We start from the raw sequence: 17,022 nt of genomic DNA on the forward strand, positions 1-17,022 counted from the left end.
AATTTTTTATTTCGGTATTTCCGCTTTAGGCGTCACTTCTTTTGGTGCGTTTTTTCTAGTTTTCTCAGCTTGCTTTAAAGTTTCATTACGTTGCTTTAACCGTCCTTTGGCTCTACCGGTAATACCTTCTCTTGTATTTTTATCCATACCTACTTGGCTCAACGCTCCTTGTTCTACGGCACCTGACATTGCACCACCCATACTAGTAGCTGAAGGACCAGCAGCACTTGTTAGTTTTGCCACCATATTACCAGAAAAATCAACATAACCATACATACCATAAGCTATAATAACTAATGCAACTATATTTTGCATATTCACACCCATCATACCGGACATATAATCCATGCCCCAAGGTGCAAACCAGTTTATACAAAAGATTGGTACATTAAGTAATGCAACCGGTAAAATAGTACCGATAAACGGAATTTTTATAGGTAATGCACATTTCCAGCAAACGCTATAACCTAACACAAAATCTAAATATATCGTAAACAATTGAGTCAGCACGATAATACCTGCCATTAAAATTACCGGCTCAATCATATATCTAATTGTGAATCTAACCCAATTATCAAATAAATACCTGGTAAAATCAAATAATAAGAAGCTAATAAATATAGGTGCTATACCAATTAGTATACAAGTTGCCATAAATGCCATAATATAAACAGCAGCTGCTCTAAATGCCGTTATAATTACAATCATTACTGCAATAACAGTAATGATAAAATATATAATACCGCTAAGACCTAAAGATAGTAACGCAAGTAACTGTGCCATAAATGTTTGACTAAACAATATTCTACTCATTACTGCATCTAAAAACATGAAAGGATTTGAAACAGTATTAGTGGCAGTAAATAAGCTATATCCGCTCATATTAGAAATAATTTCATCGGAAAAGTTAGCAATAGTATCAAATAGATAATTATTAAAAAACTCAAACGTATTACCATTCATAAGTCCACTAACAATACCTATTTTTACTATTCTCACTACTAAATCTTTTTGGTTTATTTTTGTAAAGCCTAGTAAGAACATTGCCCCGTAAACCATAACATAAAGAATTAGAAGTGCTTTAATATAATTAAAAAAGTTGGTACAAGAAGAAGTATCTCCATTTCTTCCATAACATACTATATTTTGGAAAATAGATTCAGTAGCTCCTTTAACTTTACCTTTAAATAATTGCAGTAAAGGGTTCATTACTTTAATAGTAAAGCTTCCTACTTGCTGAGAAGTTGAAAAATGTACTTTATAACTACCCTCACTATCTTTATAATCATTCGGATCGTTTAGGACTTTCATCCATAGATATCCTTCACCAGCTGCATTAAAATTAGCTTTACCATCACTATCTACTATAGCAGCTCCAGGCGAATAATTCTTACCGCTGGTATTTGGATTTTCTGCACTTGGTATTACTAAATATTGTACCTGACCACGATTAGTAAAAACATCAGTTATACTATTGCCATTTTCTCTATAGCATTTAGTTTGTTTGATGTTCATAACATAACCACCAGTATTTTTACTTGCATTCTGAGAAGTTGGACACCAGAGCCTATATTGTAAATAGCCTTTATCAATATTACTATTAAATGGTATATTATATATTACTTTATATTCATTACCATATTCGGTAGGCTGATCTGAAGCTGTTACAAATTCAGCAAATTGTAGTTCAGAAAGTAGGGTTGAATCTACGTTACTCGTATTACTTATTTGCCATATTAAGCCTGTTGGTCCTTTACTACCATTACCATCTGACGTATACCAAAATCTTCGTTGTGACTGAAATTCCCCTACATTACATACGCCTGAAGTACATCCAGATCCACCTATATAATCTTTATCCTTAGGACTACGATTATCTACACTATCAGGACATTTACCATTTGGTGGAATATTAGCATTATTAGAACATTGAAGATTAGTATAATCAATAAATATACCCCCAGTATTACTTGCCCAACTAAAAGTAAAAGTGCCATCATCCTTATAAGGTTCAGGCATTGTTCCATAATTATTTATCCAAGCAGGCAGAGAATCGCATACATAATAGTAAGTACACACAGCTATGGGAGCCGTATAACACCAGTCTATCGTTCCCCAAACGCAACCATTTGGACATTTTTGCTTTTTATTACCTTGCCAATAATTTTGCTTTAATTCACAAGCATTTACATATGGTCCTGAGTAAATAGAGTATCTTCCACAAATCGGATCATAAGCAGTTTTACCTTGTGAACAATCAGCCGTAACGTTAGTGCCTTTAAAAGCATCCATAACCCCTGCTGTTCCATCTGCACCAGGAGAATATTTAGGCGTCACCGAAACTAATATTCTATCATTAGCATACATTTCAGTAATATTACGCCACTCATTATTTTTTGCGTCCATTATCAAGGAAAGCGGCGGTTTATTAACGTCTGTAACACGAGGAATAGGAATCATCTTGCCATTATCGTCCAAATTAGACTTGCCTGGTCTTGTACTTTCAGTAAATTGCAAATTATCTTTTGGCACATAAGCAAGACATAAACTAATCTGACCAACTACTTGCAATGATACTGCTTGCTTATCTATTACTTCTACTTGGGTATTTAACCACTCACCATAATGAGCAGGATCAGGAGTAAGCTGCATAGTACCATCTGGTAACATTGTAGAGGTATTAACATAATTAGCATTAGCATTAAGAGTAATTGTACTAGTTATAGAATCTGAACCACCTTTACCACCTGGAGCATACCTCATATAACAACCATTACCAACACTTACTGCTCCTATCATTCCAAGTGCTGCAAAAACGAAGCAAACAAGGGTTGCTACTATAGCAAGCACACCTAAAACTTTTATTAAGTTACTTTGCATATTACCTTATTTACCTCCACCCGATGATAGTGAATCGCCGCTGCTATTTCCTCCGCTTGAGATAAATGAATCATCATTTTTTTGTCCTTCTGAACGTTTACTTCCTCCATCGCCTGGCATATCACCACCGCTCGGAGGTTTACCTTGCGTTGCTTGTGCGGCATCCTTAATAAAAGCTGCTCCTTGCTTTACTAAATCAACAATTTTAGTTGGACTTGCCGTTACCGCATCCATTTTTGGACCATTAGTTAAATCAGCAGCAAACTGACTTATCGATTTAGAGAAATAATAGAAAATCACTGAAAATACCAAAACGCACAACAACTCTGCAAGAATAGACACAACATCTTTAGCAATTGATTTTATAGGGAAAAGTATGACTAAATGCTCTTCCCAACCTTTACCAGCATAATAATTTAGCATTTTATATCCAAAGCTTTCTTCACATACCGCTGCACCATTAGCTGGCAATCTCAGCTCAAAAGTACTAAATTTTATATTATTTTTTTCGTAATCATACCTTAGGAACTCACAATTTTTAAATATTGCCGAATCATACATGGTAATTAATAACGCTATAAAGCCTGCTACTATAGCTGGTTGTAATGCACATGATAAAGATACTTTTAGCCATCCATCGAAATAACCTTTTGTACGATTAAATAACATCATAGGGATAAATATTGGTGAAACATATGTCATTACATAAATAGTAATCATACAAACTAAATAATGCGTGATAAAATATAAAAGTATAGAAAGGAATATTACTGCAAATACTAAACCACTTATAAGAATAATGACGTTTCCTGCCATGAAGAAACCAAACATAACAGTAAAGAACCTTAAAGACCCTACTGAAGTTAAAGCATTTGGGCTATTTTTATCAGGATCTCCAAGATTTGGAATAGATATACTGCCGCTACTATTACCACCATCACCACGTGCAAAACTTTTCAATATATCGTTTTTATCTACATTATAAAGTAAATCTAAACCAAGATAATAACCTATACGACAATCTATAGAATCCCATAAAGCATAAAATTGATAACCACTTTGGTATTTTGAAGTATCAAATACACATAATCCTTTTGAACCCGCAGCATTAAAAATAATTTGTGCAAATTCCGGTGCTATTCCCGTTAAAAGAGGTAGTCCGTATTTTAACATACCATTCTCTTGAGTTGGCTGACCGCTACTAAAATTTAGAGGACCAAGCCCTATAGAAAAATAAGTAACAAATAAAAGTTTTATTATAAAAAGGGCTATTTTATCTGGATTGCCATATTCTTTATTAAGCACCATATTAAATGCAAAAAACATTACGTACAGAATCAGGGCAGATCCAATAGCATTTTTTAAATATCCTTGAAAGGTAGGAAAAGCAGTAAGATTAATTATTTCAGAACTTTGATCTTGTGAACCGCAATTATTTCCCACAAAAAATATTTTATCAAGAGTTTCTTTTAAACACTGGACAGCAAGACCGGAAAAGTTAATTAATGATTGACTATAATTTGCTCCAGTATAGCAACTTTGCCCTATATTACTACAGCTAGGATCATCAGGGGGAGGAGTAGGTGGAGTGTTACTTAATGCTTTACATGCCACCGGCATTGGTCCTCTTGACGTTGGCATAAGCAAACATATGTCATTTTGCCATGTTTGAACTGTTAAGATTATATTTTTTAATATAGGATTTGCACCAAGATCGGGATTATTATCTTTGCTTAAATCGCTAATTTTTTTAGAATCACCTTGATTTAAAGTATACATAGTACAAGGATCACTACTGCCATCTTTATTCTTAAAGCAAAAAGTTATACCCGGCTTGCTTGCATCACAATTCCCTCCGGTTGCTTTCATATCAATACTACGAATTATGTAACCATACGCCGTATCAGATTCTAAATACCCATCTGTAGTAGTCGGCAACGAGGCACAAGAATCTCCAAAGCCGGCAAAACTAGTTAAAGCAAAACCTTCCAAACAAACGACAATAATAATTTTTATAATATTAAGGATTTTCATCGGAACCGCTATCTATTTTCTTGCTTCTATTTTCAATCGTTCCATCATTTCGCTCGGTCGCTTTATCTTTTGCTCTACCTCCCCCACTACGATATAACTCTTCCGTTTCTTTCTCAAACGCTGCTCTTCTATCACGAATTTGAGCATTTCTCATCTCTTGCTTTACGTATCCTGCCTCACCTATCTTTAACTCATGACTTTCTTGTTCGGTAAATTTTCTATCCTTATCGAGCCCTCTGATAGTACGTGTAACTCCAAGATTTTCATCTAGATTAAGTTCCGGTTCTACCTCAGCAGTATGTTTTACTCTTGGTTCTTTTTGTTCTTCTTTTTGAGATTCAGTTACAGCTTCTTTAATTTCTTTTGTAACATTAAGCTTACCTGATAAATCTTCAAACTTATCTTCGGCAGTACTTCTTACAACTTCTGCTGCACTTACTTTCGGTGGCTCAGTTTTAATAGCAGTATCAATTTGCGTTGAAACTGTCGTTGGTTGAGACACAGGTGCTTCTATAGGTTTTCTATTACTAAAGCTAGTATCAAGCATTTCTTCAGAAGCACTACTTGGTGCTGCTGTGCCGCCTACACTTTTACCAACAGAACTTAGTGCAGAAGATGGAGTTGCAGCCGTACTAGAAGGTTCTATAAGACCACCTGATGTGAAAGAATCACCTCCTTCACTACCACCGCCCCCGCCGCTACCTTTTACTAAATCACCGGCTCTTCCACCTTTAGTGCTGAGTAAATCACCACCGCCACCACCTTTGGTAGCGAATTGGTCAAGACCTTTGGTTGCAGCACCTGCAGCAGCAAGCCCTGCCATTGCGGCTTTAAATATCGCTTGTGGTTTTATGGCAACACTGCTAAGAGCTACCCCTTCCGTCATATCTGCTGCAAAATTAGCTAACTGACTACTAAAATTATACATTAAATATAAGGTAAAACAGGCTGTAACTAGAGCAAGTAAAATATCTTTAATCTTCTCAAAAAGTACCTTAGGAGAAACAAAGAACATTCCAGGACCTAAAATTACTCCTGATAAAAACTGGAATTTAGAAAGGAAACTACTTGTACTACTATCTCCTGGCTTTGGATTACATTTAGTATCTGCATCTGCTGCCTTTGGATCACAAGTCTCATTCGGCTTACTTCCTACTATTTGTTCTACACTGTCTTTGGCAAAGTTAAAAGCTGTTGAAATCGGATTATTTAACATATAGCCTAAGCTATTTTGACAACTAGCTGCGTCATCCTTACTATATTTAGTCCAATCATTATCAACAAAAAATACTAAAACATCCCTTTTAAAAGTTTGTCCTTGTAGGGCACTTTCCACACTATTATGGATCAATTTACTTTCATATTGGCATTTTCCATAAAAACCAAAATCATAAACCGCAAACATAGTAATCATAAAAGTAACTACTACCATAGGCTGAAGCAAAAATGAAATCATTAGCTTAACCCAACTATCAAAATAACCTCGTGTATAGTCAAATAAAAACATTGGCACGAAAAGAGGTGCTAAAATACCAAGTATTACTATAGATACCATACACATAACAGTGGCATTAACCATAAAGGCAGCAACTGAGATCACAAGCAACGGATAGGCAAGAGCTAGTGATACTAACATCATATTACCAGATATTATAGCGGGTATTAGTAAGTAGATATATGGAGGAGCACTAAAGCTAAAAAAGTCAAAATTTGCAAAATTATGGCTTTTATAAGTATTTTCTACTAATAGCGTAGACAACATATCTAACCCCAAATAATGGGCTACACGACAATCTAATGCGTCCCATAAGGCAATATATGCAACACTATTATCATATGAAATATCCGGACCATTAAATTTACATAGCCCAGATGGTGCAGCATTCATAACCCAACTTGCTAATCCGTTTATACCATTAAGCAAGAAAGGAAATGCCCATTGAATCATCCCATCCATACGATCATAAGGGGAAGTACTACCGGGTGTTATGTTCAACCCTATTGAAAAATAAGTTACAAATATTATTTTCAATATAAAGTTTATATACTCATTTTTTGGTGGAACTTGACCTGAAAGAAGTATCTTAGCACCAAAAAGCATAACATATAAAGTTAAGAAAGCCGTAACTATTCTATACATTCCTACCTGGAACTGGAATAAAGCACTAGTCTTCCTTGAAGCTGAATTAACTACTGAGTTTACATCATCAAAGCTACACACATCTTGACTAATTAATAACCTTGCGATCATTTGTCTTATGCATTCTATAAGCGGAGAAGTCATAACTACCGCAGTTCTTGAAGCATTATAAGCTTTTTGATAGCATCCTCCACCTGCTGCACTACAAGAAACTAACGCTAAAGGATCAACAGCTTTATTATTGGGATCGTCAATAAAATTTGTATCGTTTACATCCATAAAGCTATTATACATAGATTTTGGAAATGGCTCTTTTATATATTTACATCCTACTGGTACTACACCCGTAAAACCATATGTCCCAACGCATATACGATCATTATCTTGAACAACTTTCCAAAAAATCGGCACTCCTAAATCCCACATTGTACCACTATCTTCGGGCTTTTGGGTATATGTATTATAATAATCTGCTTTATTGTTTTTCCAAGCTTCCTTTATATCATCCCATGGATCAGTGCCGGTTAATACAGCCTTAGCAATGGCAAGTGCTGAATCTACAACTGCTTTTGCTCTTACCCCTGCAAGTTTTAAATTACTACATAAACTAAAAGTTAATTTAAGATCATTGGGGTCAGCTCTGTTTTCACGCGTACATTGCCCTCCTGGGAATTGTGTACCAAATAATTCATTATCATTTATTCTAAGCTTTAAAAATGTATTCATGTATAAAACAGGAGATACAAGATTCATTATAGCAAAAGTAAAAAATGGAGCGACAATACAGGTTTGAGAAAATTCGGTACGTAATAAGTCGCCGACTCCTTGTGTTTCACAGGTTAAATTTTGTAGTGTATTGACGATAGTATCAAGGGTATCATCGGCATATGATTTGCTTGTAATTCCAAAATTGAGGATAAAACTGACTATTAGAATTTTAAGTAAAGTACAAGGAAATAATTTCATGGCTAATTACTTGCCCTCGTATGTGATAAACGTCATTGCGAGGAAAAATTGAAAATTTTGACGAAGCAATCCAGTAAAAAATTCTAATTTTAGCATTTTTTTATTATTTCTTCTGGATTGCCACGCTCCTTTTAGTCGCTCGCAATGACGATTTTTTAGGCTTACAACAACAAGTAACCATAATACATTAAATCTACAATGTCTTAACTGCTTCATAGAATATAGGCAACCATTTTTCCGGATCATTCCCGTATTTTTCTCTAATTTGATCGAGTAGTATAACAGTTTCCACTCTACCCGATAAAACACTAATTATATTATTCATACCGTCTAAATTTACTTTAGCAACTACTGCATCTACTCCTTGTTTTATTAAAAAGTAACGTGTTGTAGGATCGGTAGTTTTAATTAAAACATATTCTCTCTGACTTAACATAAAAGCACTACGATAAATATCGGTAGCTTTAAGGTTAGGCAGGAAGATTTGCGTAGCCGTCTGCTGAATTAACGTATCACTAATTCTACTTTTTGCTGCATCTTCTACGCTTTGAGTAGCAAATATAACAAAAGTATTTAGTTTTCTCAACACTTTTAACCAATCTTTGATTTTAGGAGCAAATACTGGATTATCAATTAAAGCCCAAGCCTCATCAAGTACTATCATAGTTTTTTGTCCATCCAAAGAAATATTTATACGATGAAAAATATACAACAACACCGGAGCAAGGCTTGTTGGGTCTTTAAGTAATTCAGTCATATCAAAACCAAATACCCTAGCTTTTTGCAAATCAATATCATCTATTTCGTTATCGAATACTTTAGCGTGAGAGCCATTTCCAACCCACATCGCAATTCTACTTGCTATACTATCTGGTGTATCGATGCCAAGAAACGCTACTACATTACTAAGCCGTCTATCTTTTTTCTCCAGCCTAAAATTACCACTCACTGCTTGCGATAATATCTTATTATCTTGTGCTGTTATACTCTCACCATTAGAAGTTACAAGAACCCTTAACCATTCTAAAATAAACGTTCTATTTTCACTAGTGTCTTCAAGCTGCAATGGGTTAAAGTTACATTTTAAACCTGGATCTATAATTGTATAAACACCGTTTAAAGCTCTGATAAATATTTCAGCACCACGATCTTTATCAAAAAAGAACATACGTGGTTTGAATTTTTGTGCTTCAGCACATAAGAAATTCATAAGAACAGTTTTACCGGCACCAGTCGGACCTATGATTAAAGTATGCCCAACATCTCTTACATGGAAATTAAAATAGAACGGAGTACCTGAAGTTGTATCGAGCACTGTGACATATTCGCCCCAATGGTTATCTCGCACTTTTCCAATAGGATAGTTATGTTGAGAGGCAAAACTAGCCATATTAAGGGTATTTATAGTGGATGTACGAACTATATACTCCATATTTCCTGGAAGCTGTCCCCAATAGCTAGGTTCCATGTTAATTTTTTCTCTAACAGGCTGAATTCCTGAATTAGAAAGTTCAACAGATGCCATTGATAATATATCTTCTAAAGCTTTAATACTATTTGCAGAACATAAAAGTGATAGATGATGTTCTCCAAAACCAATATCACCACTAGTTGCCATATCAAGTGCTGTTGATATTTCAGCAATTTGTGAAGTAGCCTTATCACCTGCCTGTATCATTCTATTTTGCTGTAATTGCATTTTACCAATTGCTACGGTTCTGTTAGCAAATATAAAACTTTGAGTCATCACAAACTCAAATGGCATTTGCAAAAATCCATCAAAAATCCCTGCAGAAGTATTAGGTCCATATTCAAGAATACTTATTATTCCAGCATATTTAGTTCCAATCGAACTTCTTGTCTCAATAGTACGAGACTCAAAAAACAAGCGATGTGTTGGTAAATATTCATCAATAGTACCACGCGGTACTGCTACTGGACCTGGTGAGTCGCCGCAATTAACCAAAGATGAGAGAAATTCTAGCATTTCACAATAATTACCTGTAGGAGTTTTACGAACTCCAAGAATCCTAGCCCCATAACTTCTAAATGTATTAACTATTCTGTTTGATATTTCTTGGAGATTGTCTTTCATCTCTTTCATGTCATTTTCCCAAGCATTTTTATTAGATTTTTGTCTAAGCTTCTTTAAAAAATACTCAACTATAGCAGCACCACCAGTATCAGGCTTGTATAAAATACTGACATATAATTCATTAAAAAATGATCTAGCCCCTGCGTGTTTTTTACGCCATTCTGCTCCGAGATACGTAATAAAATTATTTGGTACTTTTACAGTAGGATCATAAGTAAATTCTGTGTCATCAAATATTACTGCTTTACGTCTTCTGATAGTATGGAAATATACCACAATATTTCCTGAAGCCATGTTTTTAAGTAAGGCATTCCGTATATTCTTTTTAATATCTAAATCTTCATCATCGGCTGTTTCAAAAGAAAAGCCGTTTATTTTAATAACTTGTAAAAGCGAATTATCTTTAGTTAAAATGGTATTACTATCCCAATGACATTTATAAGGGATAAAATGTGAAGTAGGTCTATCTTGTTTAGACCTTAATTCTTTAGCGGCTCTAGTTCTAAATAACTTCATTACATAACCTAATTTAACTATTTTGATTTTTGGTTCTTATGATGTCATACTGTGGCTTGTACCTGTGGTATCTTAAGACGGAATCTATAACATAAGATCCCTTGATCAAGTCACGGGGTGACAATAAAATCTAGACTCTGTAGACAAACTACGAAATGCCATCAAATTCAAATTCCGTATGAATTTGCCCCATAATAAAATTTATTAGGACATTGGCTAGTTCTTGACATCTTATTTAAATATAATTCTATAAATCGTGGCTCTTTAAAGCATATAATATAGGCTATTAAATGTAGACCTGCTGCAATGAATAAAATCATAATGCCGTTATTCCAAATAAATACTATCATAGTCATGATCATATTTAACGCCGCAAATTTAATACTCACACCGAATATCATGGGCGGTCTAGTTAGCCCTACAAATAAAAGATCGGTTGCTAATGTTCCTGCCATATACTTTTCCTCTTTTATATTTTTTATTCAATAATAAACATAAACTTAAAAATTATTAATATAAATTTATATTTTTATTTGCAAACATAGTTAATAATATTGAGTTTGGTATTTTACTATTAACAAAATGTACATTATTACCTATACTTTCAATCACCTTAATTGCTATTTTAATTAATTCTTCTTCTAAATAGTGATTACTATCATTTAGCATTGATTTTAATAAATTAGCATTTTGTATTTTCATATTATACTGAAATCCTCTAAATATCTGGGACATTTCATATGGAAATATTAGATGTTCTGCTCCTAAAGTAACAGCAATTGTTGCAGCAGTTAAATTAACATTTAGTAAATGGGTCTTTTCTTGGTCATCATTAGCGAAAGGAGTTATCACAGGTATAATATTACTATCTTCAAAATTTAATAGAATTTCTGGATTAACTATAATAGGCTCGCTTACAAAGCCAATATCTATAACGTCACGATTTGCAACTCTTCTATTTGATAATTTTGATTTTCTTGCTTGTAGTAAATTTGCATCTTTCCCTGAAATACCAACCGCATAACAACCTTTATTATTAAGTTTTGTCACTATAAGCCTGTTGACATAATTTGATAATATTTCCATAATAATAGGATTATCTACGGAACTATTTTCACTTACTTTATTAAATTTTTTACTGAAATTTTTATCTAATTGTGATATTAAAGATAGATTTCCTAAATCTATCTGGTCATGTATTATATAGATTTTAGCACCGCACATCTCAAGCAGTTTGATAGATTCTATAAAAGAGGCAAATAACTTCTCATTAATAATAATATTGATTGGTAACTTTAGAACTATCGCTTGATTTCTAAGCTCATTACTACATGTGATTATATCCCTAATTATAGTAATGTCGCCTAATTCAGAAATATTATCTATTTCTTTACTTTTCAAGTTTGATGCATTTTGCCAAACTAGTTTTAAGTTCTCTTGCACCTTCTTTACTCCTACTACTTACATAAATAAGATTACATGAGTAGTTTAAAGTTGCAAGAAAATTCTGTGCTTCTAGGTTAAGGTTTTTACGATCCGTAGCTTTATCAGATTTTGTAAAAATAATTTGAAAATCTCGCTGATTTGCAAGTAATAACTCTGCTACTTTTTTATCGTTTTCCTTAATTCCCCTTCTTGAATCTATCAATAAGTTAACTAATTTTAGATTGTCACTATTGCGTAAGTAATGATTAATTAATATTTCCCACTGCTCTTTAACTTGATTTGGAACTTCTGCAAAACCATAACCTGGTAGGTCAACTATTATAAGTTTATCTACAAGATTAAAAAAATTAATTTGCCTAGTACGCCCCGGGGTATTAGAAACTTTAGCAAGGTTTTTGTTATTACATATAGTATTTATTAAGCTTGATTTACCAACATTCGATTTACCGACAAAAGCGACTTGTGGCAACGCAAAATTAGGAAGTTGCTTTATATCCATAGCACCAGCTACAAATTTGGCTTGATGACGAAAAAGCTTATTATTACCTACTACTTTTTTATTAATTACTTTTTCATCAATCATAATTTTGCAACCTATATTATATGTCCTGTGTTATCCTGTAGCACGATTGCCGGCGCGGATCAGTTTCTCCGTCATTGCGAAAAGAAACTGTAAGTTTCAACGAAGCAATCTTAAGAATGTTGTATTACTCCATAAGATTGCCAATAGTATCGGGCAATTATTATTCTATGTCATTCCGACTTAAGGCTTGCTTGCGTAGATTGAAAAACGTAGTCGTTGTCATCCTGTGGCGGCATTGCCTGCGTGATTCCGATGTCATTCCTACGAAAGCAGGAATCCAGGAAAAAAAGCATAAATACAGCAAATTTTTAAAATTAAAAGCTTAGGTTATCTCGCTTTATACTAGATTCCTGCTTTCGCAGGAATGACATCCAGGACTTTTTTGATCCACGCAACAATGCCTCCTGTGACTTAGAAACTAGATCCAAAAAATAATAAAAAATACTGATTTTATTAGTATTTTTAATTGGATCTAGTTCATAAATCACGGGATGACAGGGGAAAATGATCTAGGCGGGCAAAGCCAACCCGTTCTACACAACAATTTTACCACAAGGTAACAATAAAAAAATTGAAATAAAAATATGGTAGCGGGGGCTGGATTTGAACCAACGACCTTCAGGTTATGAGCCTGACGAGCTACCGAGCTGCTCCACCCCGCAATAATAGAAAATTGATTACTTTGTTTATTAATGTTGTAAACAAAGATTGATGACATAAATGATTAGAGCAAACTAATCTCTAACATCATAAACTACGCAAATGAAATAAGCGTGGTAGCCTCATAAAGCAGAATTTTTGAAATTGCCTCCACCCTCTACAATGCATCTCCTCGCAATGACGATCTTAACTAGCTTCTTTTTTTTGACTACCGAAAGAAAGACCGGAGAATCTTTTATTAAAATCACTAACGCTTTTGTTAGACTGATTTACTACATTTCCAATATCTTTATTCCATGCTGGGTGTTTTCTGAAATCAACATCCATTAAAATCTCACCTGCAGGATGAGTTGACATTGTTTTAAAAACATCACTTCCAACCTTAATTAAAAACTTTTTATAGTCTGGATGTATCCCATTTTTCATAATGATTTTGCCACCTTAGTCTGAATTATTTTTTTCTTAATAGCTTTAGCTGTAGTGGATAAAGCATCATTATTAGCTTTTAACATATATGCATCAAACCCGCCAGCTTTTTCAACTGAACTTATACATCTAGCACTAACTGATAATCTATATTCTGCGGTTGTTATATCACTTATAAACTTAACCGATCTTAAATTAGGCTCAAAACGCCTTCTAGTTTTACGCTGTGAATGCGATACATTATTGCCATATAGAACACCCACTCCAGTGAGTTCACATTTACGAGACATAAGCTTAACCTATCAAACTTTGACTTATATAATAGATAAAATATAAAGTAATACTTTTATACTGTCAAGAAGTAATTACTAACATTACTTACTTAAATTCAAATAGATAAAGAGAATGAAGCCTTATCTCTTTATCTATATTTGTTCTACAAATTAACTTTTAATTTCACTACCCCTTGACGGCTTTTATATTTTTTATGGGTATAATGATTATACTCAAATATTACATTTATATTCTTCTTCGTCAAAAGGACATTACCTCCAATATTATAACCAAATTTAGGCTGTTTTGATAGAATAATCTTCTCTTTTATTATTTGATCATTTAAAATTGCCTTAGCACTAACTTTTGTATCTTTATTATAAAAATGATTTTCTATACTCCCATACAAGCTTGGCATCAGCGTTATATCATTTAAAATCTTTATCGATTTAAATTCTACCTTACCACCTAAACTAGTTGTTAATAGACGATTTGACTTCTTTTGAATCATTAATTTTTGTACAAAATTATTTCCTTTATAACCACTACTTCTTGAATAATCGTATTTTAATCCAATATTTGGTATTAAGTATAAATCATAATTTGTACGATACTTGTAATTTAATAATGCTTCAAAATTAAAGTTATTATTTTGATATTTACTAATAATATTATTAGCAGTTGTGGCTTTATTTTTAATATAATTATGACCAACAGATGCTATAGCTTGCAATGAAAAGTTTTTCGGTAATTCTTTTAAACCATAGATACTAAATAAATGTCCATTAAGTGCGGTCTTAGCAAACCTCTTATTATATTTAAAATGCGACTCAATTCTTGAATAAGCCATACCTATTACGTCAGAGCTGTTACTAAGCTCTGTATCCATACCGATAGTTACACCGCTAGTGCATCCTTTATATTTCGGTATGCTTCTCCATGCTTTTTGATTGCTTACTCCGTATAAACCACTGATCCATACTCCTCTGTTTATTACATCCTCTTCATCACCACCAGCAATCGCAGCATTAGGCAACAACAATCTACCATGAATACCCATATGAATAGGTTTATTAGTAATAGAAGCCACTTGATTATGCAAAGTAACTTCTTCAGATATTTGTTTTTTTACAATTAAAGATTCTAGGTTTTGAGATTTTGAATCTAATAAACTTAGATCTATTATTATATTCTCATAATCTTCTGGTGGACATTTCTCTAGAAATGCTAGAACATTAGGATCATTAAATATAGTTGGAAATAAATCGGGATGTGTTCTTATTATATTAACAAAATCTGGGATCTCTTTTAAAATTTTAAATATATCTATCAAACTTTGATCAAAAGATATTGATGCATTTTCACCATTATTATTTAAAGCAAATAATCCAGTAATTTTTTTACTTTTTAATTCATCTAATTGTCTTTTTGCATCTTCAAGCTCATTAAGTATATCTAAGTTATTAATGTTATTTTCTAAAAATTCAATTCGAGCTAATAATTCTTTGATTCTTTCATTTTCAGATAAATTATTTGTATTTTTCATTACTTGAGAAAGTGGTATATTTGCTGGTGTTAAATCCCAATTATTTTCAGCCCTTATTAAATTAAATTCTGTATTATCTATATATTCTTCAGAACCATCTTCTTTTACTATTTTTAATCTTTTTCCTTTTATTTTATTATTATCTTCTATTAAAAACCTTGCGATTACAGCTCGTTTTTTTGCTTCATTTACCACTAGTTTTTCGTAATCTTCATAATTTATTTTACTGTTACTACCAGGTTTAGAAACTTGATAACTGTCCCAACTACTTTCTCCAATTTTTTCAAGTATTTCTTCACATTTTTTAATGTATTCTGCGACATTTAAGGTTGATCCATCTAGTTTATCTACCTCTCTCTTGTATAATACTGTTTTTTCTTCATAGGCACGTTTATAACCTAAAGCTTTAGTTATTACGTCTTTTTCATATTTTGTAAAATATTTTTTATAACTATTATCACTTATATTATTATTATAATAGTCATTATACTCTATATTATTACCATAAGCTGATTTTATTAATGATTCAGCTTCTGATTTTATTAAATTATAAACTCTTTCTTGTTCTATTTGCTTAAGTTTTGTTGCATCAAAATTCCTATAAGAATTTCCTTTAGAATCTTTTTCAAAACCTTTAATAATATCAATAATTTCATGGGTGAGATCTTTTTCTAAAATCTCTGTTGGCGTACTATACAAAATTATATATTTATAATTTGGATTAAAATTAGAAATATACGTTGAGTTACTACTAGAGCTATTAAAAATTGGATCTACCTGTATATCACCATTAGCACCTTTGGTATAAACTCCTTTAGCTGAGTTTATTCTTTCTAGTAAATCTACTTTAGAATCAAATGATAAATTCTTATTGTTTACTACATCTTTTACTACTGATAAGCGTTTTTTAGCATCATAAAAATCTCCTAAAAGTAGATTTAATAGGATCCTTGTTTCTTCTTTAGCACCAAGTTTAAAACCATAATTATTAGTCTGCTTTTTAGTTTTCCTTTTTAAGCTACTAAAAAAATCTGTTGTACTAAATTCTCCACCTAATTCATCCTTAATATCTTTTGCTGCTGATTTAGGATCAATAGTAGGCGTTGGAGTTACCGGTGGTGGTGGTGGCGGTGGCGATGGCGGTGGCGGTGGCGGTGGCGGTGGCGGTGGCGGTGGCGGTGGCGGTGGAGTTCCAGCTTCTGCTTTATTATTCAAAGTAAGCAATAATATTCCTGAATTAATTGTCAATAAATTTATTGATATGGCAACAATGAAAGAGTATTTTAACAATTTAGATTTTAGTTTATATGTTAGACTCATCTAGGTTTATCTCATTAATATTAATTTAAAGAGAGGCATTATATAATTTTCATTAACTAGAGTCAACAAAATTTATTAATTCTTATTAACTATTAGATTTTTCAGTTATACTATGGCTAAAAAGCCTCACAATAAGA

Annotated in this window: 10 protein-coding genes and 1 tRNA gene; all 11 read right to left on the reverse strand. The window is 32.9% G+C overall.

Annotated features, from left to right (window positions below):
• Nucleotides 1–6 precede the first annotated feature (6 nt).
• Nucleotides 7–2,880, reverse strand: coding sequence for a TrbL/VirB6 family protein (locus ACOAL3_RS00310; protein WP_419235084.1), 2,874 nt, complete (start codon nt 2,878–2,880; stop codon nt 7–9).
• Between the two features lie 6 nt (nt 2,881–2,886).
• Nucleotides 2,887–4,914 (reverse strand): TrbL/VirB6 family protein, encoded by a 2,028-nt coding sequence (locus tag ACOAL3_RS00315; RefSeq protein ID WP_419235085.1) that lies wholly within the window; start codon nt 4,912–4,914, stop codon nt 2,887–2,889.
• Nucleotides 4,901–8,020, reverse strand: a complete 3,120-nt coding sequence (locus ACOAL3_RS00320) for a type IV secretion system protein (protein WP_419235086.1) — start codon at nt 8,018–8,020, stop codon at nt 4,901–4,903. Before ACOAL3_RS00320 ends, ACOAL3_RS00315 begins: the two co-directional genes overlap by 14 nt.
• A gap of 193 nt (nt 8,021–8,213) precedes the next feature.
• Nucleotides 8,214–10,631 carry a VirB4 family type IV secretion/conjugal transfer ATPase gene (locus tag ACOAL3_RS00325; RefSeq protein ID WP_419235087.1) on the reverse strand — a complete coding sequence of 806 codons (2,418 nt, stop codon included), beginning with the start codon at nt 10,629–10,631 and terminating at the stop codon, nt 8,214–8,216.
• A 167-nt stretch (nt 10,632–10,798) separates the two neighbouring features.
• Nucleotides 10,799–11,086, reverse strand: coding sequence for a type IV secretion system protein VirB3 (locus tag ACOAL3_RS00330; protein ID WP_395476740.1), 288 nt, complete (start codon nt 11,084–11,086; stop codon nt 10,799–10,801).
• A gap of 55 nt (nt 11,087–11,141) precedes the next feature.
• Nucleotides 11,142–12,074 (reverse strand): amino acid kinase family protein, encoded by a 933-nt coding sequence (locus ACOAL3_RS00335; protein ID WP_419235088.1) that lies wholly within the window; start codon nt 12,072–12,074, stop codon nt 11,142–11,144.
• Nucleotides 12,022–12,660 carry a ribosome biogenesis GTP-binding protein YihA/YsxC gene (gene yihA, locus ACOAL3_RS00340; RefSeq protein WP_419235089.1) on the reverse strand — a complete coding sequence of 213 codons (639 nt, stop codon included), beginning with the start codon at nt 12,658–12,660 and terminating at the stop codon, nt 12,022–12,024. The genes ACOAL3_RS00335 and yihA overlap by 53 nt, the downstream gene beginning before the upstream one ends.
• A 585-nt stretch (nt 12,661–13,245) precedes the next feature.
• Nucleotides 13,246–13,322 (reverse strand) — tRNA-Met (locus ACOAL3_RS00345).
• Between the two features lie 184 nt (nt 13,323–13,506).
• Entirely contained in the window at nt 13,507–13,746 is a 240-nt protein-coding gene (gene rpmE / locus ACOAL3_RS00350; protein WP_419235090.1) for a 50S ribosomal protein L31, read from the reverse strand.
• Nucleotides 13,743–14,036 carry a 50S ribosomal protein L28 gene (gene rpmB / locus ACOAL3_RS00355; protein ID WP_341788463.1) on the reverse strand — a complete coding sequence of 98 codons (294 nt, stop codon included), beginning with the start codon at nt 14,034–14,036 and terminating at the stop codon, nt 13,743–13,745. The genes rpmE and rpmB overlap by 4 nt, the downstream gene beginning before the upstream one ends.
• Nucleotides 14,037–14,182: 146 nt before the next feature.
• Nucleotides 14,183–16,885: an autotransporter outer membrane beta-barrel domain-containing protein gene (locus ACOAL3_RS00360; RefSeq protein WP_419235091.1), complete on the reverse strand. Its 2,703-nt coding sequence runs from the start codon at nt 16,883–16,885 to the stop codon at nt 14,183–14,185.
• Nucleotides 16,886–17,022: the final 137 nt, after the last annotated feature.

This window comes from Rickettsia endosymbiont of Nabis limbatus (genome assembly GCF_965196655.1).
Taxonomy (GTDB): Bacteria; Pseudomonadota; Alphaproteobacteria; order Rickettsiales; family Rickettsiaceae; genus Rickettsia.